We start from the raw sequence: 24,690 nt of genomic DNA, 5'->3' as shown, positions 1-24,690 counted from the left end.
GGGTGACCATGATGGCGCGTGATAACGAGTGCATCGCTGACGATCTGCTCGAACGTGCAGAAGAAATCGCGCGCTTTATATTCGGCTCCGCAGCCAAACGTCGGCGCGTCTACCACTTGGCAGCCCATTCGGAACTGCCGCTGTTTCGGCTCGGCGACGTTATCTGTGGTCGCCGCAGCACATTGCTCGCTTGGATCGCCGAGCAAGAAAAAACTAGTGTCGGTCTCAAGTGAGGTGCGCGCCATGATCGAAGCATCCGAACATGTAGAGGACGAGCTTGCCAAGAGCGCATCAACCAAGTCCGGACCTCGACGCATGTTGAACGAGGCGCAGGTTCTGGCGATCGTCCCGGTCTCACCGGTGACGCTTTGGCGTATGGAAAAGACAGGCAGGTTTCCGCGCGGGAGCGTCATAACTCCGAACCGCAAGGTCTGGTTCGAGGATGAAGTCATCGCTTGGCAGAACGAGATTAATGGCCGCGCCCGTGGCCGCCCAAATCACCCCAGCGGCTCGAAATCCTAAGTACTCCATGTTGCGCGTCGCGTCGGCCGGCGGGAGCCTCGGCTTGGAGTTGCTCGCATTGCTGCTGCATTACTCCGGAGCCGATGCCGATAGTCCCCGCAGCGCGCCGAACGCACCAGCGACCAAACAGCGGGCTTCACCAGATTTCAAATGAAAACCCGGCCAGCGACGTGCTGACCGGGTCGGGTCATTTGGGTGGAGTTTTCGTGTATCAGGCCGCGAGCCGCAGCTTGGCGATGGCCTTCGGCGCTCGTTCGGCGATGATGCGCCGCAGTTCGGCTGCGATGCCGTCGAGCACTGCGCGCTTCTGCTGGGCACGTTTCGACTGATTATAGATGCCGGTAACCCTGTTGACCTTCTCGCCGTCATCCCTGGTTACGGCGTGATCGAGGCATTTCGCGATCGCGGCGTCTGAGTACCCGAGTTCGCCTGCCAGCGTAGCGGCGGTGCGGCGCAGATCGTGCGGCGTGAACGGCTTCAGGCCCAACAATTCGCAAAGGCCCGATTTCTTGCTCTTGTCCGGGTTTTTCTCGTGCTTGGTGCCGCATAGCGCGGTTGCCATCGCAATGCGGTGGATCGGTTGACCCGGATAGACCGGGCTTTCAAAAACAAACTGTTGTGCGTCGCTGGCCAACGCTTCGCGGATAATCTCGACCGCCAGATCGGACAATGGCTGCTCGATCACGCGGCGCTTCTTGACCCGCTTAGAAGGCACGCGGAAGTAAGGCGCGCTGCCGTCGAGGTCGAACCGTTCGTTGCGCTGTGCGGCTAGCAGTTCGCGTGAGCGCAGCATGGTGACCAATTCGAATTTGAGCGCCAGCCGCGTTTGCGATCCCAAGGCAGGTCGTCGCGGTCAAGGCCATGCCAGAAAATCCGGATTTCATCCTCGGTCAGCACCCGTTCGCGGGCATGCTCCTTCGGTAGTTTCGGAAGATTGAAGGTAGGGCGGCAGGTTTCGGGGACGAAGTCGCGGCCCGCTTCCGCTGCCCATGTGTAAAGGCCCGAGACGGCGCGGCGCATGTGGCGGGCGTTGCTGGCCGATCGCCTCCCGTACTTGCCGTCGAGAATGTCGTTCGACAACTCAGCGATATCCTGCCGTGTCACGTCGCTTGCGATCATCTTGCCGAGCTTCGGCTCGACCAAGCGCCTCAGGTGGCCTTCGGTGCAGCGCCAGCTTTCGATGCGGGGCCGCATCTCGCCATCGGCCTTCCGCTCCAGTTGCTGCATCCAGTTGATGCGCAGTTTGATAATCTCGGCCACCGTCTTGCCGTGCTTGCCTTTGGTGACCCGGTGCTAGCGCAGTTGATTGACCAGCGCCGCCGGATCGAGCGCCTTCAGCGCATAGACCCGGCTGCGCGCGTGCTCGACAGTGAAGGTCTCCGGGTTGAAGATGCCGAGCGTGGTCGAGCGCTGCTTGCCGGTTCCCGGATCGGTGAACTTGAACGAGAGTGTGGCCACGCCTGCCGGGATGATGGAGACGTAGAGACCTGGGCATCTGCGGTCGTAAATCTTGGTACGGTTGGCGACGCGCTTTCCGCACCTGCGGTCCGTTAGGATGACGCTGCCGCTGCGTCCGCGCTTGGCGCGGTCAACGGTCGTGGTAGTATCGCTCATGGTTTCAGGCTCCTCGAAGGGTTTGGGACCATGGGCTCGGGCTTGGGTCTCTCAGTCCTTGGAGGATCGCGAGAGGCTTAGGACCGGGCCCTAGATTTGGCGAAATGCGCTGAAAGCTGGTGACTGGTTGCTTTCAGGTTCTTTCACCTGATTTCAAAATATAGCCCACACGACTTCGCCGTCCGCGGATAGACTGCATTCGTCTTGTGCAGCCATCCGGTCCACCGCATCCCACCGCGCGTTCGTGACGATCGCGACCCGCCCCTCGCATCGGGCGAGACGCGCGCTACAAGCAACTGATTTGCGCCAAGACTGAAGGGAAATGTTTTTTGCCGGTGGGCTGGACAGACTTCTGGCTGATTTGCCCCGTCGGGTTGATTAGTCGCGGCCTCGACCTCCACATCGTTGTTGCACGCAAGGCACACGCCCGGGTTGAAGCATCACTGTCAGGGAAAAATGAGCAGCATGCGCCACATTGGTGACGAGATCGTAGCGCTACCTGGGCTGCCTCACCGGGCCGATCGTTGAATAGATCCACTCATGCCAGCCGCCATGGATGGTCACGGACCATCGCTTCTTAAAAGTCTCCTAAACCTGTCAAAGAGATATCCCGAGCTTAGGTTTGGCGGCAGGCCGGCGTCCCCAAACGAAGTCGATCATTTCATCGACTCGTCACGCGATGGCTCCATGATGGAGACAGTCGCCACGAAGTTGGATCAATAATGCAATGCGCATAGCAATGATTGGGGCCGGCTATATAGGCCTGGTATCCGGAGCCTGTTTCGCCGATTTCGCCCACGACGTCACCTGCATCGACAAGAATGCGGAGAAGATCGCGGCGCTGAAGCAAAGCAAGATCCCGATCTACGAGCCCGACCTTGATCAGCTCGTCACATCAGGCGTGAACGCCGGCCGCTTGAAATTTGCCACCGATCTGTCGAGCATCGGAGATGCGGACGCCGTCTTCATCGCGGTCGGTACCGCTTCCCGGCGCGGCGACGGGCATGCAGATCTCAGCTATGTTCCCGCAGCCGCGCACGAGATCGCGACGCATCTGAAGGATTTCACGGTCGTCACCAAATCGACGGTGCCGGTCGGCACCGGCGACGAGGCCGAGCGGATCGTGCGGGAAGCCAACCCGGCCGCCGACTTCGCCGTCGCTTCGAATCCGGAATTCCTGCGCGAGGGCGCGGCGATCCGCGACTTCCAGCATCCCGATCGCATCGTCGTCGGCACCGCGGACGAGCGGGCGCGGAAGGTGATGGGCGGCGACATCCGTGGCAAGACCATTGCCATGCTTGGCCTCACCTTCAAGCCGGACACCGACGATGGGCGCGAAGCCCCGTCGCTCCCGCTGATCGCCGGCGCCAAGGTGGGAGCCCACGACCCCGTCGGCATGGAGCAGGCAAAGAAGGAACTGGACGGCAGCGAATATTGCGACGACCCATACACCTGCACCCGCGGCGCCGACGCGCTCGTCATCGTCACCGAGTGGAAGTTTCGCGGGCTTGATCTGGAGCGGATCAAGCGGGCCATGGCGGCGCCGGTGATCGTCGACCTCAGGAATATCTACCGGCCGGAAGACGTGCGGGCGCAGGGGTTCAAGTATGAGAGTATTGGCCGGCAGTAAGTGGATCGCAGAGATTTACTGACGAAGCTGAGTTGGCCGTCGAACAGCAACGGGGTCTATCATGCAAGTTGCGATGGATGATCAGGAAATGACGCTGTTCAAGAGCTTCGTAGCTCTATCGACGCGATATCTGGAGTTTGGATCAGGCGGCAGCACGTGGCTGGCCTGCCAAACGAAGAAGGAGTGGATCATTTCGATCGACGCGTCTCAACCATGGCTTACCAATGTTGCTGTCGCAACCCGGAATTGCGCTAACAGACCCGAGCTGATTCACGTCGATATAGGTAAGCTTGGCGATTGGGGCTATCCAGCAGATCGAGAAAAGGAGGCCTCGTGGCCGCAGTACCACGAAAGTATTTGGCAGCGACCGCAAAGCCGAACCGCTGATTTTTGTTTCGTTGACGGCCGTTTCAGAGTGGCCTGTTTCACCCAATGTTTGCTTCACTCAACCCCAGGAACGTTCATAGCAATACACGATTTTTCCAATCGGCCCCAATATCACGCTGTCAAGCAGATCGCGCGGGAAATAGCTCGAGCGAACAACATGTCAATCTTTCAAAGACCATTACACTTAGACAGCGAACAAGCCCAAGAGATACTTCAGAAGCATCGTCTGGACCCTCAATGATGCGGCGTCGGTAATCTCTATCATTAGTCAACGACAGCTATAGGTGATACAACAACAGAGGGATGGCCCCCTATGACCATCGAGAAGTCGGTTCAGCACGTCGCTTCTGCTTGGAAAAGCTCTCCGTACTACGCGGATGCGGAGAGGTGGACGCATCTTTTCTGGGGGGACAACACTGTTTTCTTGCGACTTTTCAAAAAACTGGCACTCGATAACGTGATCGAGTTAGCCGCTGGCCACGGTCGGCATTCTGAACGAATTGTCGGACAATGCGGCGCAATCGCGCTCATGGACATACATCAGGAAAATATCGATGCTTGCAGAAGCAGGCTCGGTCGCTTTCCAACGCTAAGCTTTTTCGTCAATAACGGCTACAATTTTGAACCCATTGCCGCCGATACCATCTCGGCCATCTTCTGCTACGACGCGATGGTGCATTTCGCTCCTGACGTTGTTCAATCGTACATCAAGGACACCCGCCGTGTGTTGCTGTCAGGCGGGATGGCGCTTTACCATCATTCCAACCTCAACGCACCAGGGACAAACTACGCAAAAAATATTCATGCCCGTAATCATATGACGCAAGAGCTCTTCAGGTCATTTTGCGACGAAGCTAGGATGGAGATTGTAGAGTCTATCTCGATCAGATGGGGCGGCGTTGAAGATCTTGATCGCATCTCGCTGATTCGCAGGCCGTAGTCATTCTGCATGCAACCAGGGCTGCGGGTTTATTGGTCGAAGACTTGATACCGAGTTCGGAAGGGATCTGTGTAACCCGGTAAGCGAATCCATCTTCCACTCGTTCGTGTCTCCCGCTAGTTTGATCTGCGATCGCAGAAGTCTGCTCTAGCCGGACGTATACTTAGTGAACATCCATGTCGAACCACGAAGCGATAGAATTTAGTCACACCGGATGGTGCCCAATCTGTGAAATGGAAGCGATCTTCAAGGCTGATCACTCTTGGTTTCGAGATCGGCTCCGGTGCACTCGGTGCAATTCTATTCCTAGGGAACGCGCGATTATGTATGTTCTCCAGTCTCAATTACCGAACTGGAGGGACGCGATTATTCACGAGTCATCCCCCTCTCCGTGGCTACCCCTTAGCAAGAAGCTAAAGACGCAGTGTAAAGGCTATGTCGAGACTCATTACTACCCAGGTCTCCCATTCGGGCAGCCGCACCCAGAAAGGGATGAACCTCCTCCGAATTGATGGACACCTGTAGTAGGCTCGAAGAGCCAGGAGGTGTCGGATGGAAGGACGTCAACGTCGGTCGTTTACGGACGACTACAAGCGGCAAGCGGTTGATCTCGTAGCGTCGAGCGGGCGCTCGATCGGATCTGTTGCCAAGGAGCTTGGGCTGCGCGATTCCGTGCTGCGGCGGTGGATGGAGCAGCGAGGGGCTCGGCTGGAGCCGACGGCGGCGACGCGGCGCCCCACAACGCAGGCGACGCTGCCGTCGGCGGACCACGCGGCAGAGATCGCGCGTTTGCAGCGAGAGAACGAGCGGCTGCGCATGGAGCGCGACATTTTAAAAAAGTCGATCGCGATCTTTGCTGGAACACGGACATGAGATTCCGCTTCATCGAAGATCGCCGCGCCGACTATCCGGTGACGCTCCTGTGCGACGTGCTCGGCGTCTCGCCGGCCGGCTATTATGCCTGGCGCTCGCGCCCGGAGAGCCGACGATCTGCTGCCAATCGTGACCTCGTCGACGACATCAGGCGGGTCCACCGCGACACCCGCGGGCGTTATGGCAGCCCGCGTATCCATGTCGAGTTGAAGGCTCAGGGCCGCGGGGCGAGCCGTGGTCGCATCGAGCGGTTGATGCGGCGTCACGGCATCAGGGCCATCATGGCGCGGCCACGCCGGGTGCGGACCACCGACAGCCGCCACGACCTGCCGATCGCCCCGAATCTGCTCGACCGCAACTTCATCGCCACTGCTCGGAACCAGATCTGGCTGGCCGATATCACCTACATCGAGACCGATCCGGGTTGGCTCTATCTGGCCGCCGTCATGGATCTGTACAGCCGCAGGATTGTCGGCTGGGCGATGGCGGATCATTTGCGCGCCGACCTGCCCTTGGCGGCTTTGCGGATGGCGATCTCGGCGCAGCGGTCAAGTGCCGGCCTGATCCACCATTCCGATCGCGGCGTTCAATATGCCTCGGCGGATTACCGCAAGCTGATGCAATCCGCCGGCCTCAGGGCGTCAATGAGCCGCAAGGGCGACTGCTATGACAATGCTCCGATGGAGAGCTTCTTTCACACGCTCAAGACGGAGCTCGTCCACCACAGGCACTATGCAACACGGGCAGAAGCCACACGGGATATCTTTGCCTATATCGAGGGCTTCTACAATCGGACTCGTCGTCACTCCGCCATCGGCTTTATCAGCCCGATCGAGATGGAGCTAAAAGCAGCTTAACCCTGTCCATTTTTTCGGGGGAAGATCAGGATGAGGAACGAAAATGTAGAAGAGCAGAAGTTTGAAGACTGTAGCTTTGACTTGATGGTCACACAGGACGTATTCGAACATATATTCCATCCTGATAAGGCGTAAGCGGCAAGGAAACCCCGTCTGGCGGAGTGGGTAAGCGATCGGCTATCGGCTGCTGAGTTTGTGAGCCGATGTGAGCTTCTATGTCTGCGCCTAGTTCTGGAACTAGAACCTTCCATATGATCGAAGCGGTCGCCGACCGTCTTGAGGGAACGCCGCGGCAGCTTCGCCGACGCTGGTCGGACGAGTTCAAAGCGCAAGTTGTGACAGAGGCGCTGGAGCCTGGCGCGAGCGTCTCGGCGATCGCCCGCCGGATCGGCATTCACCCGTCGCAGCTGTTCGCCTGGCGCCGTGATGCTCGGGCCGAGCGGCATTATCGCTCGCGGCACTCGAGTTGCGAGGGTGTGGTGGCGTCTGTGGCAGGCACAGTGATTGAGATTGCCATTGGCGAGGTGGTCGTGCGTGCCGGCGTGGACGTCGACGAGGCGCACTTGCAGCGGGTGATCCGGGCGGTGCGTTCGGCATGATTCCCTCGGGTGTGAAGGTGTTCCTCGCCAGCCATCCAGTCGACTTCCGCAAGGGTATCGATGGCCTTGTTGCGCTTGTGCGCGATGCGGGCTCAGATCCGTTCGACGGTGCGCTTTATGTCTTCCGGGCCAAAAGAGCCGACAGAATAAAGATCGTATGGTGGGATGGGTCCGGCGTGTGCCTCTATTTAAAGCGTCTTGAAAAGGCGAAGTTCTGCTGGCCGCGGATCGGGCATCATCGGGTGCAGCTCAACCCGGCGCAGTTGATGGCACTGGTGGATGGGATGGACTGGAAGCGGGTCCGGACCGTGGCGGTCAAGCCGCCGGAGATTGTTGGGTAAAAGCGCTGCGGCGAAGTGAATCAGTGAGCTGAAAGGGCAAGAGAAACGGGGCAAAATGTGCTCTGGTCGGGCCAATGACGCCGCCCGATCTCAACCTCCCGAATGACGTAGAGATGTTGAAAGCCATGGTGCTTGCCATGGCCGAGAAGGCGGCCCGCGCCGATGCTCTGGAGAGCGAAGTCGCCGATCTCAGGGCGCGCAACGCCGATGCCGATGCGCGCATCGAGCGGCTGACGCAGATCCTGAAGGCCTTCGACCGCGCCCGGTTCGGCCGACGATCGGAAAAGCTCGGCTCTGTGAACGGCGACGATGAACAGCGGGCCTTTGTCTTCGAGGAGATCGAGACCGGCATCGCCGCGATCAAGGCCCAGGTCAGCAAGGGCCGTGAGCAAGCGGAAGGCAAGCGTGCACCGCGCCGGCGCAAGGGCTTTGCACCCCATCTGGAACGGATCGAAACCGTCATTGAGCCGGAAGAGCTGGCTAAGCATGCCGGCAAGCAGAAGGTGCTGATCGGCGAGGACGTGTCGGAGCGCCTGGATGTGGTGCCAGCGAAGTTCCGTGTGATCGTCACGCGCCGTCCCAAGTATGCCTTCAAGAACGCGGACGGCGTAATCCAGGCGCCGGCCCCGGCCCATATCATTGAAGGAGGCATTCCGACGGAAGCGCTTCTGGCCCAGATCGCCGTCTCCAAATATGCCGATGGCCAGCCGCTCTACCGGCAGGAGGCCATCTACGCCCGCGACAAGGTCGGGCTCGACCGCCAGCTGATGGCGCAATGGATGGGCAAGCTCGGCTTCGAGCTGGAGATCGTAGCCGACTACATCTTCAGCGAGGTCAAGAAGGCCGAACGGGTCTTTGCCGACGAAACCACCTTGCCGACACTCGCTCCGGGCTCCGGATCGGCGAAGACGGCCTACTTATGGGCCTATGCCAGAGATGACCGAACCTTTGGCCGCAGCGGTCCCCCGATGGTGGCTTATCGCTTCGAAGACAGCCGCTCCGGCGAATGCGCGGTCCGGCATCTCAATGGTTATCGCGGCATCCTGCAGGTGGATGGCTATGCCGCCTATAACAAGTTGGCGCGACCCGATCGCGGCAATGATGGCATCACCTTGGCTGGCTGCTGGTCACACAGCAGACGCAAGTTCTACGAGCTGCATGTTGCAGGAAGCTCGAGAGTGGCAACGACGACGGTCGAGCGGATGGCAAAGCTCTGGCAGGTCGAGAAGACCGTGCGCGGTCAAAGCCCCGACGCACGCGTTGCCGCGCGCCAGCAAGCCTCCGCAGCGGTCGTCGCAGATCTCTTCGACCTCTGGCAGCAGAGCTTGCGGCGGATCTCCGGCAAATCAAAACTGGCCGAGGCGATCCGCTATGCCGTCTCGCGCCGTGCCATCTTCGAGCGCTTCCTGACCGATGGTCGCATCGAGCTCGACTCCAACATCGTCGAACGCGCCATCAGGCCACAAACAATTACGAGAAAGAATAGCCTCTTCGCTGGCAGCGACGGCGGCGGGCGAACCTGGGCGACCATCGCAACGCTGCTGCAGACAGCGAAGATGAACAACGTCGATCCGTTCGCCTGGCTCACCCTCACGCTTCAGCGTATCGCCAACGGCTGGCCGAGCAGCGAAATCGACGCGCTTATGCCATGGAACCACGCCGCCTGACGGCCTCAGCTTGCCGCTTACGCTGTTCCGGCTGTACCGGGAAGAGAGGCTCGCGGTGCGCCGCCGTGGCGGCCGCAAGCGGGCGATCGGGACCCGGGCGCCGATGACGGTGGCGAGGGCGCCGAACGACCGCTGGTCGCTCGACTTCGTGTCGGATCAGCTCACCGACGGCCGCCGCTTCCGTATCCTCACCGTTGTCGATGATTGCACGCGCGAGTGCCTGGCACTGGTGGCCGATACCTCGCTCTCCGGCACCCGTGTGGCGCGGGAGCTGGACCGGCTGGTGATCGAGCGCGGCAAGCCCAAGACGGTGGTCAGCGACAACGGCACCGAACTCACCAGCAACGCCATCCTGACATGGACTGATCAGAGCCGGGTCGCCTGGCACTACATTGCGCCGGGCAAGCCCATGCAGAATGCCTTCATCGAGAGCTTCAACGGCCGGCTGCGGGATGAATTGTTGAACGAGACGCTGTTTACCTCGCTGGCCCAGGCCCGCGTCGCGCTCGGATGCTGGCGCGCCGATTACAACGATGCACGCCCACACTCGCGGCTCGGATGGAAGACGCCGTCCGAGTTCGCCTTCACCTGCCATCCGCGCCGGGATCTGGCGCTGCGCTATGCCGAGGGCTCCGCGCCAGCTCCCGTCGCTACCACCGCCCAACCGGGCAAATCCAATAGCCGGAGCGAACTCAGGATTGGATAAAACTTGGGGGCAAGGTCACTGGATATCTAGAGGGACCAAGACGTCGAATTGCGTTCGTCCAAGAAGATCGACCAGCTCCGGTTATTTGATCACCAAGCGAAAGCGGACCAAATCTCTCGTCATATCGAGTTGGCAACGTCCCCTAACCAGAAACAGCCATCCCGAGCCGCCGATATCGTCGAAGTTGCGGCCATTGCTATTATCATCAACGACTGAGGGATAGCTAAATCTCGCTTCTCCTTGACAGTCCTTAGACCAAAATGATGATATCCTCAGTAAATCTCCCCCTTCTCGCCAATTGATCAAATCCGTGGAGAAGAATGCAGAGATGAAGTCTCCCGTGCTTCGATTGGTAACTAGGAATGCAGCGAAAAACGGAGTGCCGCGTATGCGAGTCACCGAACCCAGAGTTCCTTTCAGTCCGACTACTGGACTGCAAAGCGGATGCTGTTGCGAACTGTTGTAGGGGCTTCCGCTCGATTTTACGTACCCCGAGCCGGTGTACATTTCCCAGCCGCTCGGGTTACTCGGGTCGAGATTCCTAAGAAGGCAACGCCCTTCATATCCATTTCCAAATCCTCTTTGAGCTACCAGCAAATACTTGTACTCGCCAAGTGAGATAATGTTTGACGGGTCAAAATATCCTCGGCGTGCGCCTTGATCGACCTCAGCTGTGTTTGGTGACGCGAGAATGGGATCCGTTTGCTGAACGTGAAACGAATATCCCTCGTCGTTAGACTTCAGCATCGTTATGCTGTTGTACCAGCACCGCTCCATTTTGCGGAACGCGCATCTTTGTTCAAAAGCGTCGGCATGGTACTCGTTATGGCCAAGAACAACGATATCACGCCCGTTGTCGGTCCATAGTGCTGCGAGCCAAGTCTTATTGTCGAATGAATGAGGGTCGCGGCTGTCCGCCCCTTGATAAATCGTATGACAACTGGGTCTCAGCGCGTCAAAGGATGGGCCCAAGAGGGCGCGATTTACGTAGTGGGAACCTATTGCAACAATCGTCCCGTCGAGCTTTCGGAATGCCCGCAATGGCTGATCGGGGATATCAATCTTTTCACAGCTCTGTTTCGAATAATCGAAAACGACTTCGGGTCCACCCACTACGGAAATGTGCGGAAACTCCCCATTCTCCGCGGCGAGCACGGACTGTGCATACACAAGCAGGGATATAGCGAACAGTCTCTTCATCACCTGCACTCCTGACCGCCAAGTCGGCCGCTCGAATGCCTGAGATCTGATTTCCTAGACCACAGCCGAGATCGCTTGCTCTAGGTACCCGATTTCTGCTTGAATTTCCGCGACGGACTTCCCCAGCTGATCGTCGCGCGAGGCGTTGATCTTCATGTCCCTTCCTCGAAAGAAGTTCAAATCCTCGTAACGCTTCAATCGAGCCGCCTGCGTGTGCCCCATTCCACCTCCACGCTGGCGTTTGATCAGAAATTCTTCCTCGGATTTGATAATGTAGTGATTTAGCTGAAAAAGCGAGTAATCGATTTGCTCGGCTTTTCCAGTTGCGTTGTCATCGCTAAACGCAACTTGGCGATTGGGCAAAATGTATTTCCCAGATTTGAGTTTCCCTCGGTGGCAGTCGCCGATCACCTCAACCGAGGAACTACGATAGATTGACTTGACCCAACGGTTCTCATCGTAGTCCGGTTCAGCAGCCAACTGAAAACGCGCTACAACGAGGCCAGCCCCCCTCTTCCTGTGACCGGACGAGCCGAATACTCGCTGATTGATAGCAATTGCTCCGACATCAGCTGGAAGGGTCGGTAACCACCGTGTGATTGACGTTGAAGTCTTCTGAACTAGGAATTCGTCGGCGTCGAAAAACGCCAAGAATTCGAAAGCGTCGCGATAGCGCAACAGAGCGTCGGCGTAGGCGGATAGTTGTGGCGATATACCGACCTCAACAGTCCATTTATGGAGCGTTATCAGACCGGAAGCCGCAAGCTTCTCCAGCATTTCTCGCCCGGGATCGGCGGTGTCATTGTCATATATTATGATATTTCGCACCCCGATGAGTCGATAGTGCGCAATCCACTCAAGAAGGTACGTGCCCTCGTTCTTCATTATCGCGACAAGCGCAAGCGTGTCCTTCATATCGCCCCTCGAACTGGTAAGAGGTCGGACCGCCTAGTCAAGAAGCGAACTAGATCCTCATGCACAGCTTCCCTCCCACAAATTGTCAGGTCTCGAAATCGCGTGTCGGCCCCGCTGGGCCGCTACTTTAGTACGCGCTTCCATTCATCTGCGCTGTATTTCTCGGCAGCATTTGGACTTCTCCCTTCGCCGCCACCGCCGACATAGAAATGGTCTTCGGCAGAGCGAGTCAACCCTTTGAGGACCGCCTGGGCCACGCCAGGTTGGCCTCCAAATACCAATCCGTATCAAAGGTTCCCTCCTCTTCGCCCTTCAAAATACCCAAATCCAATATAGTGCAAATGGCCGGTCTCAGTTCGCCACGATCCACGGCTCCCTTTACGTCTAAATTGGTGCGTAGGTAAGCATCGTCGTCAAAGTCACTATTTGCAACAGCTATCTGAAGCACGAGCTGCAAGAGCCGAGTCGGAATAGTGACTTTGCCACTCCTTTCAACGCTCGACTTGTCTGCGTTCAATGCGCGCAGCAAAGACTCGTAAGGCGGAACGTACATCAACTCACCCCAACATTCTTCCAGTTACAGTCCCGCCATCACGCCTTGGCGGTCGCGCGCGGCGTGGCTTTTGCTGGCCGCTTCGGCTTTTCGGCTTCCGCGGCTGTCCCCAGGAGTTGCGCCGTTACTTCCTCGAGATAGGCGGCCTGCGAGGCGGTCTCGCGCTTGGACAGGCCGAACCTCTCGCGGGCGACGCGGTGCATGCTGTCGATCTCTTCGAGATGCTTCTTTGCCTTCAGCGAATGCGTGACGCTCGCGGCGTGGCGGCGGTGCACGTTGAGGGGATCGGCGACGTAGGCAATCCTGGCGCCGGGCGCGGCCAGTGCCTCGAGGTAAATGCGCCAGTCGCCGGCCATGCGTAGCTCGCCCAAATCGTCGCGGCAGGCTTCGAGCGCATGCAACAGCGCTTCACGCCGCCACAACACCGAGCTGACGTTCAAAATGGTGTTCTTGACGCCGAGATACCGGGTCACGAAATCGCGGCCGTCGAACACCTCGGTGCGTGACAGTGCGCCGGGCTCGATCGTTGCGTAGTAGGGCTTGTAGCTCGCATAGAGATGGGAACCATCGGCGTCGATCGATCTCGAATCCGTGAAGCCGAACGCGATATCGGGATCGCCCCTCATCAGCGCGAGCAGGCTCGACAGGAAAGTGGGTTCGGAAAGATCGTCGGCCTCGGCGATCCAGAGGAACTCGCCCGTCGCCATCTCCGCGGCCTTGGCCCATTGCGCGAACACCGAGCCGGAATTCTGCTCGTTGATGACGAGCGTGAGATCGCGCTGGCGCTCGTCGGCGAGTTTCATGATGACGGCGATGCTGTCGTCCCAGGAGCAGTCGTCGAGCACGATGACCTCCTCGACCGGATGGTTCTGGTCGAAGATGGTGTAAAGCCGTTCGGCGAGGCAGTGCGCGTAATTGTAGTTGGGAACCACGACCGAGATGGTCGGCAGAGCGGGAACGGCAAGTCGCAGCAGATCGCGGACATAGTCCGGGAACGAGAAATTGGTCTGGATGATCTCGGTCATGCGCGCGCGCTCGGCTTCCGACGGCGCCCAGCGCAGAAAATTCTCGACCGCCTGCGCCATAGCCGGCACGTCGCAATAGGGCACCACGCGGCCGACATTCTCCTTCAGGAGGAAGCCGGGAATGCCGCCGGAGTCCTGGAAAGCCACCACGGGCACGCCGACGCTGAGCGCCTCCAGCGCCACCGTCGGGAACGGATCCTCGCGCGAGGTCAGGGCATAGACGTCGGAAGCCGAATAGAGCGCCTGCATGTCGGAGCGGAAGCCGGCGAGATGGAAACGCCCGGTGGCTTCAGCTCGCTTGATTTCGAGCCCCAGCCATTCCTGCAGGTTCGGATCGATGCCGCCGGCCCAACAGAAATGGACGTTCGGATAGCGCTGCCGACCCAGATTCCAGACCTGCAGGAACAGGTCGAACCCCTTGCGCAGATCGGCATAGCCGACGCCGAGCACCATCTTCTCAATGGGGGCAATGCCGAATTCCTTGCGGATCAGCGCAGCCTCCGTCGGCGCAGGCTCGATCTGCTTGTAGCTGCCCTGCGCGCGGATCAGGAAACGCCCGTCATCGGCATTGAGATCGAGCGCCTCCACCAGGCGATCGCGGACGAAATCGGAAGCGAAAACGACGTGATCGGCACTACCGATCGCCATCCGTGCGATATCCTCCAGCTGCTTTTCGCGCAAGATCCGCGGCAACTCGTGCACCAGCGAGATGGTGCGGAAACCCATCTCGGCCAGGAATTTGGTCGCGCGCCCGCTCGCCGTACTATTGGCGATCGCGGCCGCAAATCCCTTCTCCCGCAAGTGTCGCAAAGCGGCCGGGAGTTCGGACATCCGCTTCAGCAATGTGAGTGGGGCCACGGCCGCATATTCGGCCTCCATCGCGCCGCCCTCGAGCAAGAGATACTCGACCTCGATGTTGAAGGCACTGCGCAGCGTCCGGCCGATGTTGAGCAACAGATGCTGCGCGCCGCTCGGGAACGCATCATGGCCGACCAGCAGGATCTTCGGCAGCGATAAATCGCGCGTCAGGCCGGTCGCCGCGCGCGCGGTGGCGTTTAGGTAGGCCGAGCCGAAATGCAGGTCAGGTTCAAGATAGGCGCCCTCGCACCATTCATTCCAGGCGTTGACGCAGACGAACGGCTCGCCGAAGAACGTGTGCTTCTGCGCCTGCCCGACCAGCGTCGCCAGCCACGCCTCATATTTCTGTGGCGTCGATCCCTGGATGACCAGGCCCGAACCCTGCCGGCGCGCGTCATTGTCCCAGCTCGGCACCACGGTCTTGATCAGTGGGAAATTGGGGCGCGGCTCCTCAATCGAGTATTTGGCGACGTCGTCATAGCTGTAGATCTGGCCCGCATAGGTGTCGTCCAGCACCTTGTGCTCGGCATTGACCAGCGGCACATACTTGGTGAGCTTGTGCGGCGGAAACTCGATCGCACCGTCCATACCGTTCGGGATCGGATCGTAATCATCAAAGCTCTGGCTCATGATGATGATCGGATCCTCGTCGAACTTTTTCGCAAAGATCGAACGCCAGCGCGCGATCACGTTGGCTGTGTCCGGAATCAGCCGCGGCCGGTAGATCATCAGGAGCGGCCGGCCCTGAATGCGGACGTAGCGCTTGTCCTTGAAGTGCCGGTTGAAGTCCGACAACAGCCGCTCGTCATCGTCTGAGAGATAGTCTTGCGAGATCAACACCTCGCCTTCCATGCCGTCCCAGCGCCGCGTCCAGTTCTCGTTTGCCCACATCAGGCAGAACGGCATGTTGATGTCGCGCGCTTTCAGGAAGTGCTCGATCGGCTTTTCCATCAGCCGCTTGCCGTTGAACCAGTAGTAGTAATAGACGAAGCCGTAGATGCCGGTCGCCTGCGCCAGCCGGACCTGCTTGCGCATGGTCTCGACGTCGGCGAGCGAATAGAAGCCGAGGTCGCGCGGAATCCGCGGCTGATAGTGATCCCTGAAGCGCGGCACGCCGCGGGCGATGTTGGTCCATTCGGTGAAGCCCGTACCCCACCATTTGTCGTTTTCGGGGAAGGCGTGAAACTGGGTCAGGTGATAGGCCAGTACTTTTGCGCGCGGCTTGGCGCTCGCCGGCAGCGGCCTCAGTTCCTCGAACAGCGGACTCGGTTTGGTGAAGCGCTTGATCTCGGCCGGAATGGTGGCTTCGTTCTCGGGCGGTGACGGATAGATGCCGTCGTCGTGCCGATGCTCCAGATAGTGCAGAAGCGGGTTCTGGTCGGCCTTACCCTTGAAGTAGCGCTGGATGTAGAACTTGGTGTCGAACTCGGCCGACGGGTTGCGGCCTTCCTTGTAGCCGTGGAAGATGAAGTGCTCGAACGGATCGACGCCGGCGGCCGCAACGTCCTGGTAGGTCTGCAGGTAATATTGTGCATCGAATTCCGGGATCGGGCTGAACGAACCCATACGGTTCTTCAAATAATGGGCGAGCGGGCTCTCGCTTTCCGGAATGCTGTACTTCTCTCTGTACCAGGTCGGCTGAAAGTAGGGGCTCGGCCTTCGCCCCTCGGGCTCGCCGGCCGAGGCATAATGCAAGAGCGGATGCACGTCCGCCTCCTGTACATCTGGATAGGTCGTGAGATACCAAATCGGGTCGAAGACGGGATTGGGCTTGCGACCTTCTTTGTAGCCGTAATGGAAAAAATGCTCGAACGGATCGACGCCGACGGCGACTATGTCCGGGTAGCTCCTGGCATAGAAAACTTCGTCAAATAGCCCAAGCCGCTTGAGCCTACGCGCGGCAACCGCAACGTCGATAGCCGACTTGGCCGCTTCTTGCTCAGGCGCAGCGTTTAGCTGCTCGGCCGCAGGTTCTTTGCCGCCTAAGCCATTCATCTTCGTGACGCTCGAATGTCCGCTAAGTTGAAATTTTGCCATGGCGCCTCGGCGAGGCTGTTTTTGGCCGGCATCGCGCGCGAGCTTCGAAGAAAATCTGCCATGTTCACACAGTCATTCGCGCATTGTTTGCTTTGTTTCGCAACTCTAAGGTAGTGCAATCTGCTGTCTTCAATATAAAGGCCGACGTCGTTTGTGCGAACTATAGGTGTTGCTTGCTTTTTTTGCATCTTTCTGCTCCAAAAAGCGCATCGCGGTTCTCCGCATCCAGATGCTCGCAAGACAACTATCAGGTGTCGATAGGTGTCGCACCGATCGATTGCAAACGCCGAGCCGCAGTCTCATTGCTTTGCCGCGCTGCTTGCTGATACCATTGCACGGCACCGTCTCTGTCTTGCGCGATGCCGTTGCCGGATATAAGCGCGTCGCCCAGTGCGACCTGTGCTTCCGGCATCCCTTGCCCGGCCGCTCTTTGTAGCCATTCCAGCGCCTTCTTCGAATCGGCTTCACAAGCCTGCCCTTTCCCGAGCATCACGGCCAGGTTGTACTGTGCGACGCTGTGTCCCTGCTCCGCCGCGGCCTCGTACCAGCTTACGCCCTTGGCCAGATCTTGAGGGACTCCCGTGCCGGTGCAGTACATCACGGCAAGCTGAAACTGCGCGGCCGGATTGCCCGCGCGCGCCGCTTTTGCCATCCAGGACGCCGAGGTCTTCGCATCTCTCACGGCGTGTTTCGGATCGGAATAGAGAAGCGCTAGCGTGTACTGGGCTTCGACATGGCCGGCGTTGGCCGCGCGCGTGAACCATGGGATAGCGCTTCGAACATCGGCAATCCCGCCGAACTTACCCATTTGCAGTGCACCGAGGTGAAACGCGGCCGGTGCATGGCCACCTTCGGCCGCTTCTGTTAACAGGGAGCCCACGCTTGCGAGGCGCTCCACAGAACTATCCTGGTTAAGCAAGAAAAGAGCATAGGCGGTCTTGGCGTCAGGATCGCCGCTGATGGCGGCCTTGCTCAACCATTCTGCTGCGAGCTTCTGATCGCGCTGCACGCCGTTCCCCACGGAATAGAGCCGGCCGAGTTGCACCTGCGCGGCGCTGATGCCGCCTTCGGACGCACGCTCAAACCATTTGATCGCCGCCTGCACATTGCGCTCGACCCCCGAGCCGTTGAGATAGAAGATGGCAATATTGAATGCGGCCGTGGCATGGCCTTTTTCGGCCGCACGCTGGAACCATTTTGCGGCGTGGCGGATGTTGGGCGCAACCCCTGTGCCCGTGGCGTAGAAACGGCCGGTGAAGAACTGCGCCTGCACGTCGCCGCACTCGGCCGCCTTCTCGTACCAAATGGCCGCTTCCCGCAGATCGGGCTCGGCACCTGCACCGTGGGAGTAAAACTCCGCCAGCGCCTGGATCGCCGGCAGGTAGTCCTTGCGCGCCGCCTTGCGCAGCGCAGTCTCGGCCCGATCGAGATCTTTGGCGATGCCGTCGCCGTTCCAGCGCAACAGACCGATATTGTAAAGCGCGATCGGATCGTCGTGCGCCGCAGCGCTTTGGAAGAGCCGTGCAGCTTCGGCATGATCCTCGCCCGTGCTGGTGCCCTTCAGCTTCATAAACGCGAGCGCGACCTTCGCCCTCAAGTGTTCCTGATCGGCGGCCTTGCGATACCAGACAGCGGCCCGATCGAAATCGACGGGCGCGCCACGCCCTTGGTAATAGACATCGCCGAGTGCGAACTCGCCCGGAGCAAACTTCTGGTCGGCCGCGGCTTGGTACCACCTGAGCGCTGCAGCGTAGTCCCTAGCGCAGCCCTGCCCTTCGCTGTACATATTGCCAAGGATGGTCTGCGCCTCGGCCTTACCGGCTTCTGCCGCAGCCGAGATCCAGCGAAAAGCTGCATCGACATCCCTCGCGACGCTCGTCCCATGTGGGAACACCAGGTCGTGAACGTTCGATGCCTTGTCGCCCAGCCGAACGGTCGACGACTGACGCCACGTCTCCGGCCTGTTCGGACCGGGCATGGCGTTGGCTCCGTACAGAAAGATCAGCCCGACTTGAAATTGCGCCTCGGTGTGCCCGAGCTGCGCCGCATGTTCGTACCACACCACGGCGTCAGGAATACTTCCGGCAACCCCTTGGCCCTTTGCATAAAGCATCCCGATCTGAAAGCTGGCTTCGGGGTCGCCGGCCTGCGATGCCACCTTGCAGAGCTTGAGCGCCTCAAGATACCGACCGCGCTCGTATGCAGCCATCCCACGCTCAAGCGGGCTTGCGCGGGTGGACGCAAAAGCAGATCGAAGCCGCTGCAAGAGCGATCGGGCGGACAGCCTCATGGCTCACGCATGGCCTCCCGAATACCTTTGAACATCCCGCCAAGCAGAAACATTCCGACCGATCGGCTGCCGACGTTGACGTCTCCGGCAAGTGTCATGCCGGGAATCAGGCGAAAAATGTTCGGCACATCCTTGAAATTGGTCGAGTCCACTGAGCAACGCGCCTTATAGTAAGCGTAGTCGAGGGGCTTTCCATCTTCGTCAGTCGTGAACGCGCCCTCGCTGATCCAGCGAACTTTGCCCTCAGCCGTGCCGTGCTCCGCGGCATTGAAGGCCTCTATCTTCATCGTGCAGAGGTCTCCGGGCCGGATGAAACCGATATCGCGCGAAACGATCTTGATCTCCGCCTCCAGTTTGGTGTCGACCGGCATCAGCGTGATGAAGGGATCGCTCGGCTTGAGGACCGAACCGACCGAAAGCTTTGCCATGCTCAACACGACCGCGGATTCAGCCGCCGTCAGGCGGATGAGATCCTGGTGCTTGAGCGCCCTCTCGTAGGCGGATCGCGCGTCGTCGAGCTTGTTCCGCGTTGCAACCAGATCCTGGCTCAGAGCGGCAAACCATTGTTGCTTAAAAGCGTCCGGATCGGCGATCAGCGCTCCCAACGTATTTTGCGCTTCGATCAGGCTGTTATGCGTGTTCTCGAGTGTTCGCAGCAATTCTAGCCGTGCGTCTTGTGAGATAAACATGTTGAGCTGAGACCCCGTGCCATGCTCGGCGAGCGTCGTGCGGATGGTCTCGATCATTGTGCAAAATCTCGTCCCGCTGCCGATACCTGGCATCGTCGCCTCGAAGCTTTTCGATCGTCGCCCGCGTCTGCTTCTTCTTGGAGTCGAAACTGTTGAGCTGGGCAGTATATTGTGCCATCCGTTGGTCGTAGAGCGCCTTCTGCAGGGCAGCGTACTTCTGGTAATCCGCATCCGACTTGCTGGCAAAGACGGGAAGCTGCCCATTAAGTTCGGCTTCGCCCCGCGCCACTTGTATCTCGAGACTTGCGATCTGCAATTCACCTGCGTCAGATCGGCCAATGCGAAGGTGGCGTCGAGGGTAGCTAGCAGCTGGCCCGGCTGCACCTGCTCGCCCTCGCGCACATCGATCGTGTTGATGATCGACGGATCCAGCGCCTGGAGAACCCTGATCTGACCGACCGGCACGATCTTGCCGCTCACGCTGGTAATGACGCGATCGACCCGCGTCCGGGAGAGGATGACGACGATCGCAACCAGAAACGCAGAAAGTACAAACAGTGTGGCCCGCGCGATCAGAGGCTCGGCCTCCTCCCGGATAGCGTCAGTTTCGGACTGGAATTGGCGAATGGTCGCAAGCGGCGCTTGATTAGGAGACAAGGGTCGGACTCCGGAGGTTCGGCTTTTCGCTGCGCGCCCAGGCTCCAAATGCGTGTTCTGTTGATACCACAGCGAACTGTAGATATCGTTGCGCTCCAATAACTCCTCGTGCCGCCCGATGTCGTTGACCGCGCCCCGATCGAGTACGAGAATGGCGCCCGCCCTCGTTAGCGACGACAGCCGGTGCGAGATGATGATCAGAGTGCGGCCATGGGCAATCCGCGAGATGTTGGCGTTCACGATCGCCTCGCTGTCGGCGTCGAGTGCGCTCGTCGCCTCGTCGAGAATCAGAATCGGCGGATCAACAATCAGGGCGCGCGCTATCGCGAGCCGCTGCCGCTGGCCTCCCGAGAGGTTCGGCGAACCTTCGTAAACGTAGGTTTCGTAGCCGCGCGGCAATTTGTCAATGAACTCTTCCGCACCGGCCAGTCTTGCGGACCTTACAGTATCGTCAAACGTCGCATCCGGCTTGGCCGCGGCGATGTTCTCGCGGATCGTGCCGCTGAACAGGAAATTCTCCTGGAGCACGACACCGACGTTGCGCCGGAGATGATCGATGTCGTACTCGCGAACATCGATACCATCGATCTTGATTAATCCGTCATATTCGGAATGCAGCCAGGGCAATAGTCGCGTGATCGTAGTCTTGCCCGAGCCGCTCTTGCCCATCACGCCAAGCGTCGTTCCCCTGGGCACCTCGAAGGAGATGTTGTTCAGCGCTGGGGAGACCGCGCCCTTATATTTGAAAGTGACGTCGGAAAACTCCACCCTGCCTTCAAGCGGCGAGCGGACGCCGTGTCCGGAACGCCCTTCTTCCGCTGGTTCGTTGACGAGATTACCGACCATCGTGACAGCGGTGCGCGCTTCATCATATTGGTTGATAAGCTGCGCCATCTCACTTGCCGATCGCGACGTCAGGAGCCGGTCTTGTCTGCCAACATTCATGCCAAGCGCTTGCGCAATGCAGGCCCCGGACCTGCGTGCCGCGTCCCGAGGTCACATCTATAAGGAAGTCATTACCTGCCCCGCCAACGAGCGATTGCGCGCCGGTTCCTGCCTGCGAATAGTCCTGTCCGGTTGATAGCCATGATACCTCCTACCAAGCTCCGTGGATGAGCTGACACGCTGGTCAGCGGCAAAGTTCTGCAACTCAGAGAGAGTGAGAGCATCGCGGGTCTGCGGGCCGTCAGCCGTGTTGCTGCATCCTAATAGCAACCGCCGTGCCAACGGCGTCCGCCTCGTTAAGCGGCGGATTACCCTTGAAAACAGTTCGCACGGGGCAGACGACAGCCGGTGTTTTGAACGCGCTGTACTACTGTCAGAAACCGGACAAGGCCAGCGGGCGTTTGCGCGCGAAAATCAGCGCGTTTGGAAATAGATAACAGGCCTGGGCGTGGCACAGACCTCAGTCTGTCTGCCCTGTTTGAAACAAAACAAACCCGTTCGAAACAGACTATCGTCTCACCAACCGGCCATGAGGCTGCAGCCGCCGAAATATGTCGCCCGCGCGTCACATGAGATTTGTTGAAGCGGAGCACTAAGTTCGCGCGCGCAAATCTATTGAGGGATCGTCCAACCGCAGTCGATCTAGGATTCCGGCTGCGCCAGACGGCCGATCGCCAGTCAAATTGAGCAAAGCTAGGCGGCTTTTTAGCTAGCATCGCTCAACAAGTGGAGCACTCAGCTTTGTGAACGGCGGCGCGACGTTTCAGAGAATGCTGGAGGAAGGTCGTCAGCGGCCCAGCCAATCCGGGACCGCCTTTGGTGTGGTCACATTATCGAGAGCTGTTTGCGGCTCCGCAGAGAAAAACACCGTTTGAGAAACCGTTTTAGTTCGTCGTCGTTAAGAAGCCGTATTGAGCTGGGCTGGGCAGGCGAACGATCGCCATAGCAGCCCCAAAAACAGGCACAAGAGTTCTCTGAGCCAGGCGAGGATGCGGCGGAAGTTGTGGCCTACTGCTGAGAGGACGACATTGGCGGCATCGCCGGGCGCGGCCTTTGAGAAGGCAGCGGCCAAGGTGGCCCTCTGCCTTCATGTGTCCGATGATGGGCTCGATGGCGGAGCGGCGGCGCAGCTCGCGCTTGATGAGGCCGAAGACGCCGCGCTTCTGGCCGGAGATGAAGACGCGCCGGGGATTTTGCGCGTCGTACCGCGGCCGCCGTCTGATGGACGCAGTTACCGCCAAAGCGATCTGACCGGCGCAGGCCGGCAGAGGGCAAGGTGCAACAACAAGCCGATGAACCCATGGGACGACATCCCGAAACGAGCGAAGCTACTGCCCCCAATGCGCTCAAGCGCGTAAACTTGATTTAGCTCCTCCTTCCGCGGATCTCATCGAGGCCAGCGGCCAGGTGCCGCGCGCAAAGGCCGGACATATGACCGCACCGTCCCAATGTGTGAAATCGACTCAAAAAGCTCTTGCCACGCGGCCCGTTCCACATATGGGGGCAAGGTCACGCTTATGCTGGCGTAGCGTGTCTCGGCGACTGAAGCAGCGCGAGCGCGACTCCAAGCTGGAAGTATGGCAGACGCTGTCCACACCGCGGGCGCCTTCGTGGACCTCAAAGCGCTGTCCCTATGACGCGCCGAAAACCGGGCGGCGTAGGCGAGAAAACGCGCGGGGATGACGCGGAATCTGCCCTTAAATCAAGAAGGCGGCGCATTCGCGGCACGCAGACCTGCTCGGCGTCATAATGATAAATAACGTGGCGGCGGGCCCTATCGCGGAGGGGGGAGAATTTTGCTGGCTGCTCCAGCGCTTCAACGATCCGTCCGGCAAGCTCGTCAACCGCGAAGAATGGGACGAGTAAGCCGTTTTCGCCGGAAGTGATGACTTCGCGTACCGGTGCCGTGTCAGAACCGATGACGAGGCACCCCGCACTCATTGCCTCCAACATCGACCAGGACAGCACGAAGGGATAGGTAAAATAGACATGCGCCGATGACACCTGAAGGGCTGCAATAAGGATTTCATACGAGACGCCGCCCATGAAATGAACACGGGACAAATCGAGGCGATCGCGCACCTCGTCAAGGAACCTCGATTTCCAGGTTTCGCCCGCCGGGGGCGGCAGTCCGTAGGACACGCCATCCCTGCCGATGATGATGATCTGCGCGTTCGGCCGGCGTTTCAAGGTCTCGGGCAGCGCGCGCATAAAGATATGGTAGCCCCTCAGCGGCTCCAGATTGCGCGCGACAAACGTCACGACCTCGTCGGAGGGGCGCAGGTGCTGTCCGTTCGGTAGCGCTAGGCGCGCCTGTGAATTCGGCCGCATGCGCGCCGTGTCGACGCCCTCATGAATCACGTTAATCTTGTCCTGATAACGTGTGGGAAACGTCGATTGCTGCCACTTTGTTGGCGAGATGCCCACTTCGCAATCCTCGAGCGCGAGCAGGGTCGTCGCATTCTTCAACTGGAGCCCCATGTGACCATCGAGTCCGGGCATTGGAAATTCCGGATCAAATCCGACGTCGCGCCCCTCGGCCCCGTAAAAAAATTCACAATAGACGACCAATCGCGCCTTCGGAAACATCGTGCGCAACGGCAGAGTCTCGCCCCATCCGGGATGGGCGAGGATCATATCCGGCGCGAACCCCGACGTCACCAGGCTCGAAAGAGTGTACAGCACCTGCTCTGCGCGCCGGCACTCGACGTCGAAGCGTCGTGCAAACGGATGCGTTCCTGAAACGTCCGCGTCCGGAAGAGCGTATCTAGTCAATCTCACGGATAGCATCGATCTTGCAGTCGATGCACCGACGGCGACGACCTCGAAGCTAGGCTCCCTGGCCAAGGCAGCCGCTATGTTGCGATACTGAGCCGGGAAATTGTTGTGAACGAATAGAATCTTCATCGACGAAGCTCCGGGTGGTCGCATGGTGAATGAGTGCCAGCATGGAGATACCTGTAGCAATGGTTGTCGGCCGCGAAGCACGCACCTTCCAGTTCAAACGAACTTAGACGGTGGGGTTTTCGTCTTTGCTCGTTTCGTGAGCAAGGGCGCGAATTAGATTCGATTCAGAGTCAATCGATCCGTCATGACCCCATGGTGTCAGTTCTCCGCAAGTTCCCGATGGCTAAACTGTTGAACTACTTCTCCGGTCAAAGCTTTCGATGCGTCTGACAGTTTCCTATCCCAAAGTGAAACAATTATGACTAACGAAACCCACGTTCGGTTTGCTCTCGCCATTCGAGTCCTGATAGGTTGCTTCAATCGAAGTTCAGACGCAGTGAGCCTTCTGATGAAGATCAAACAACCGCGCCTTGACTCTGAGTGGCAAGACTGGTGTCGCGACTTGGTCGGTATCAATGACATCGCTGATGTCATCGAG

18 protein-coding genes and 4 pseudogenes are annotated in these 24,690 nt (G+C 59.2%); 11 read left to right on the top strand and 11 right to left on the bottom strand.

Annotation, left to right across the window (positions count from 1 at the left end; genetic code table 11):
* The first annotated feature begins 2 nt into the window (after positions 1 to 2).
* Both ACH79_RS15725 and ACH79_RS15720 read left to right on the top strand, forming a co-directional pair.
* Entirely contained in the window at positions 3 to 233 is a 231-nt protein-coding gene (locus ACH79_RS15725; protein ID WP_371419409.1) for a DNA-binding protein, read from the top strand.
* A gap of 10 nt (positions 234 to 243) precedes the next feature.
* Positions 244 to 522: an AlpA family transcriptional regulator gene (locus tag ACH79_RS15720; protein ID WP_161851802.1), complete on the top strand. Its 279-nt coding sequence runs from the start codon at positions 244 to 246 to the stop codon at positions 520 to 522.
* Positions 523 to 733: 211 nt separating this feature from the next.
* On the opposite strand, the gene ACH79_RS43965 is transcribed toward ACH79_RS15720, so the two are convergent.
* From ACH79_RS43965 to ACH79_RS43955, 3 genes are read right to left on the bottom strand one after another with little or no spacing between them, the layout of a single operon-like run.
* On the bottom strand, positions 734 to 1,315 hold the full coding sequence (locus tag ACH79_RS43965; protein ID WP_246738557.1) for a tyrosine-type recombinase/integrase: 582 nt from the start codon (positions 1,313 to 1,315) through the stop codon (positions 734 to 736).
* The gene (locus tag ACH79_RS43960) at positions 1,291 to 1,782 is read right to left on the bottom strand and encodes a hypothetical protein (protein ID WP_246738556.1); all 492 of its coding nucleotides are present in this window, start codon (positions 1,780 to 1,782) and stop codon (positions 1,291 to 1,293) included. The genes ACH79_RS43965 and ACH79_RS43960 overlap by 25 nt, the downstream gene beginning before the upstream one ends.
* Before the next feature lie 33 nt (positions 1,783 to 1,815).
* Positions 1,816 to 2,136 (bottom strand): Arm DNA-binding domain-containing protein, encoded by a 321-nt coding sequence (locus tag ACH79_RS43955; RefSeq protein ID WP_246738555.1) that lies wholly within the window; start codon positions 2,134 to 2,136, stop codon positions 1,816 to 1,818.
* A gap of 727 nt (positions 2,137 to 2,863) precedes the next feature.
* On the opposite strand from ACH79_RS43955, the gene ACH79_RS15710 reads away from it, so the two are divergent.
* The 9 genes and pseudogenes from ACH79_RS15710 to ACH79_RS15670 form a co-directional block, all read left to right on the top strand.
* Positions 2,864 to 3,766 (top strand): UDP-glucose/GDP-mannose dehydrogenase family protein, encoded by a 903-nt coding sequence (locus ACH79_RS15710; RefSeq protein WP_161851801.1) that lies wholly within the window; start codon positions 2,864 to 2,866, stop codon positions 3,764 to 3,766.
* Between the two features lie 61 nt (positions 3,767 to 3,827).
* The gene (locus ACH79_RS15705; protein WP_246738554.1) at positions 3,828 to 4,394 is read left to right on the top strand and encodes a hypothetical protein; all 567 of its coding nucleotides are present in this window, start codon (positions 3,828 to 3,830) and stop codon (positions 4,392 to 4,394) included.
* A 72-nt stretch (positions 4,395 to 4,466) separates the two neighbouring features.
* Positions 4,467 to 5,093: a class I SAM-dependent methyltransferase gene (locus tag ACH79_RS15700; protein WP_161851800.1), complete on the top strand. Its 627-nt coding sequence runs from the start codon at positions 4,467 to 4,469 to the stop codon at positions 5,091 to 5,093.
* 552 nt (positions 5,094 to 5,645) lie between these two features.
* A protein-coding gene (locus ACH79_RS15695) for an IS3 family transposase (protein ID WP_246738128.1) occupies positions 5,646 to 6,823 on the top strand; the annotation gives its coding sequence in 2 pieces (ribosomal slippage) (positions 5,646 to 5,943 and positions 5,943 to 6,823; 1,179 coding nt in all).
* A gap of 30 nt (positions 6,824 to 6,853) precedes the next feature.
* Complete coding sequence (locus tag ACH79_RS45110) at positions 6,854 to 6,958, top strand: class I SAM-dependent methyltransferase (RefSeq protein WP_161851799.1); 105 nt, start codon at positions 6,854 to 6,856, stop codon at positions 6,956 to 6,958.
* 116 nt (positions 6,959 to 7,074) lie between these two features.
* A complete protein-coding gene (locus tag ACH79_RS15685; RefSeq protein WP_246738322.1) occupies positions 7,075 to 7,422 on the top strand; it encodes a transposase in 348 nt (115 codons plus the stop codon).
* Positions 7,419 to 7,763 carry an IS66 family insertion sequence element accessory protein TnpB gene (gene tnpB, locus ACH79_RS15680; RefSeq protein ID WP_071916490.1) on the top strand — a complete coding sequence of 115 codons (345 nt, stop codon included), beginning with the start codon at positions 7,419 to 7,421 and terminating at the stop codon, positions 7,761 to 7,763. Before ACH79_RS15685 ends, tnpB begins: the two co-directional genes overlap by 4 nt.
* 74 nt (positions 7,764 to 7,837) lie before the next feature.
* Entirely contained in the window at positions 7,838 to 9,430 is a 1,593-nt protein-coding gene (locus tag ACH79_RS15675) for an IS66 family transposase (protein ID WP_161851783.1), read from the top strand.
* Between the two features lie 22 nt (positions 9,431 to 9,452).
* A pseudogene (locus ACH79_RS15670) lies at positions 9,453 to 10,136 on the top strand (IS3 family transposase); the annotation flags it as partial.
* A gap of 81 nt (positions 10,137 to 10,217) precedes the next feature.
* Here the strand turns inward: ACH79_RS15670 and ACH79_RS15665 are convergent.
* From ACH79_RS15665 to ACH79_RS15630, 8 genes and pseudogenes are all read right to left on the bottom strand, one after another.
* Positions 10,218 to 11,336, bottom strand: coding sequence for a hypothetical protein (locus ACH79_RS15665; RefSeq protein WP_161851797.1), 1,119 nt, complete (start codon positions 11,334 to 11,336; stop codon positions 10,218 to 10,220).
* A 54-nt stretch (positions 11,337 to 11,390) separates the two neighbouring features.
* Complete coding sequence (locus ACH79_RS15660; RefSeq protein ID WP_161851796.1) at positions 11,391 to 12,251, bottom strand: glycosyltransferase family 92 protein; 861 nt, start codon at positions 12,249 to 12,251, stop codon at positions 11,391 to 11,393.
* A 591-nt stretch (positions 12,252 to 12,842) separates the two neighbouring features.
* On the bottom strand, positions 12,843 to 16,724 hold the full coding sequence (locus ACH79_RS15655; RefSeq protein WP_246738553.1) for a glycoside hydrolase family 99-like domain-containing protein: 3,882 nt from the start codon (positions 16,722 to 16,724) through the stop codon (positions 12,843 to 12,845).
* A gap of 247 nt (positions 16,725 to 16,971) precedes the next feature.
* Complete coding sequence (locus tag ACH79_RS15650; RefSeq protein ID WP_371419408.1) at positions 16,972 to 19,014, bottom strand: tetratricopeptide repeat protein; 2,043 nt, start codon at positions 19,012 to 19,014, stop codon at positions 16,972 to 16,974.
* Positions 19,011 to 20,360: pseudogene (locus ACH79_RS15645) on the bottom strand (HlyD family type I secretion periplasmic adaptor subunit). The gene ACH79_RS15650 and the pseudogene ACH79_RS15645 overlap by 4 nt, the downstream one beginning before the upstream one ends.
* Positions 20,350 to 21,257, bottom strand: a pseudogene (locus ACH79_RS15640) (peptidase domain-containing ABC transporter); the annotation flags it as partial. The pseudogenes ACH79_RS15645 and ACH79_RS15640, both read right to left, overlap by 11 nt.
* Positions 21,258 to 22,203: 946 nt before the next feature.
* Positions 22,204 to 22,510: pseudogene (locus ACH79_RS15635) on the bottom strand (transposase); the annotation flags it as partial.
* Positions 22,511 to 22,922: 412 nt separating this feature from the next.
* Positions 22,923 to 24,212: a glycosyltransferase gene (locus tag ACH79_RS15630; RefSeq protein WP_161851794.1), complete on the bottom strand. Its 1,290-nt coding sequence runs from the start codon at positions 24,210 to 24,212 to the stop codon at positions 22,923 to 22,925.
* Positions 24,213 to 24,690 lie beyond the last annotated feature (478 nt).

Origin of the sequence: Bradyrhizobium sp. CCBAU 051011 (assembly GCF_009930815.1) — a bacterium.
Taxonomy (GTDB): Bacteria; Pseudomonadota; Alphaproteobacteria; order Rhizobiales; family Xanthobacteraceae; genus Bradyrhizobium.
This window is presented reverse-complemented; position numbering and strand designations above follow the sequence as displayed.

Bases quoted from the DNA above. Each gene is read 5' to 3' on its own strand.
- ACH79_RS15720 (WP_161851802.1), top strand. From the start codon at position 244: ATGATCGAAGCATCCGAACATGTAGAGGACGAGCTTGCCAAGAGCGCA.
- ACH79_RS43965 (WP_246738557.1), bottom strand. From the start codon at position 1,315: ATGCTGCGCTCACGCGAACTGCTAGCCGCACAGCGCAACGAACGGTTC.
- ACH79_RS43955 (WP_246738555.1), bottom strand. From the start codon at position 2,136: ATGAGCGATACTACCACGACCGTTGACCGCGCCAAGCGCGGACGCAGC.
- ACH79_RS15710 (WP_161851801.1), top strand. From the start codon at position 2,864: ATGCGCATAGCAATGATTGGGGCCGGCTATATAGGCCTGGTATCCGGA.
- ACH79_RS15705 (WP_246738554.1), top strand. From the start codon at position 3,828: ATGCAAGTTGCGATGGATGATCAGGAAATGACGCTGTTCAAGAGCTTC.
- ACH79_RS15700 (WP_161851800.1), top strand. From the start codon at position 4,467: ATGACCATCGAGAAGTCGGTTCAGCACGTCGCTTCTGCTTGGAAAAGC.
- ACH79_RS45110 (WP_161851799.1), top strand. From the start codon at position 6,854: ATGAGGAACGAAAATGTAGAAGAGCAGAAGTTTGAAGACTGTAGCTTT.
- ACH79_RS15685 (WP_246738322.1), top strand. From the start codon at position 7,075: ATGATCGAAGCGGTCGCCGACCGTCTTGAGGGAACGCCGCGGCAGCTT.
- tnpB (WP_071916490.1), top strand. From the start codon at position 7,419: ATGATTCCCTCGGGTGTGAAGGTGTTCCTCGCCAGCCATCCAGTCGAC.
- ACH79_RS15675 (WP_161851783.1), top strand. From the start codon at position 7,838: ATGACGCCGCCCGATCTCAACCTCCCGAATGACGTAGAGATGTTGAAA.
- ACH79_RS15665 (WP_161851797.1), bottom strand. From the start codon at position 11,336: ATGAAGAGACTGTTCGCTATATCCCTGCTTGTGTATGCACAGTCCGTG.
- ACH79_RS15660 (WP_161851796.1), bottom strand. From the start codon at position 12,251: ATGAAGGACACGCTTGCGCTTGTCGCGATAATGAAGAACGAGGGCACG.
- ACH79_RS15655 (WP_246738553.1), bottom strand. From the start codon at position 16,724: ATGGCAAAATTTCAACTTAGCGGACATTCGAGCGTCACGAAGATGAAT.
- ACH79_RS15650 (WP_371419408.1), bottom strand. From the start codon at position 19,014: ATGAGGCTGTCCGCCCGATCGCTCTTGCAGCGGCTTCGATCTGCTTTT.
- ACH79_RS15630 (WP_161851794.1), bottom strand. From the start codon at position 24,212: ATGAAGATTCTATTCGTTCACAACAATTTCCCGGCTCAGTATCGCAAC.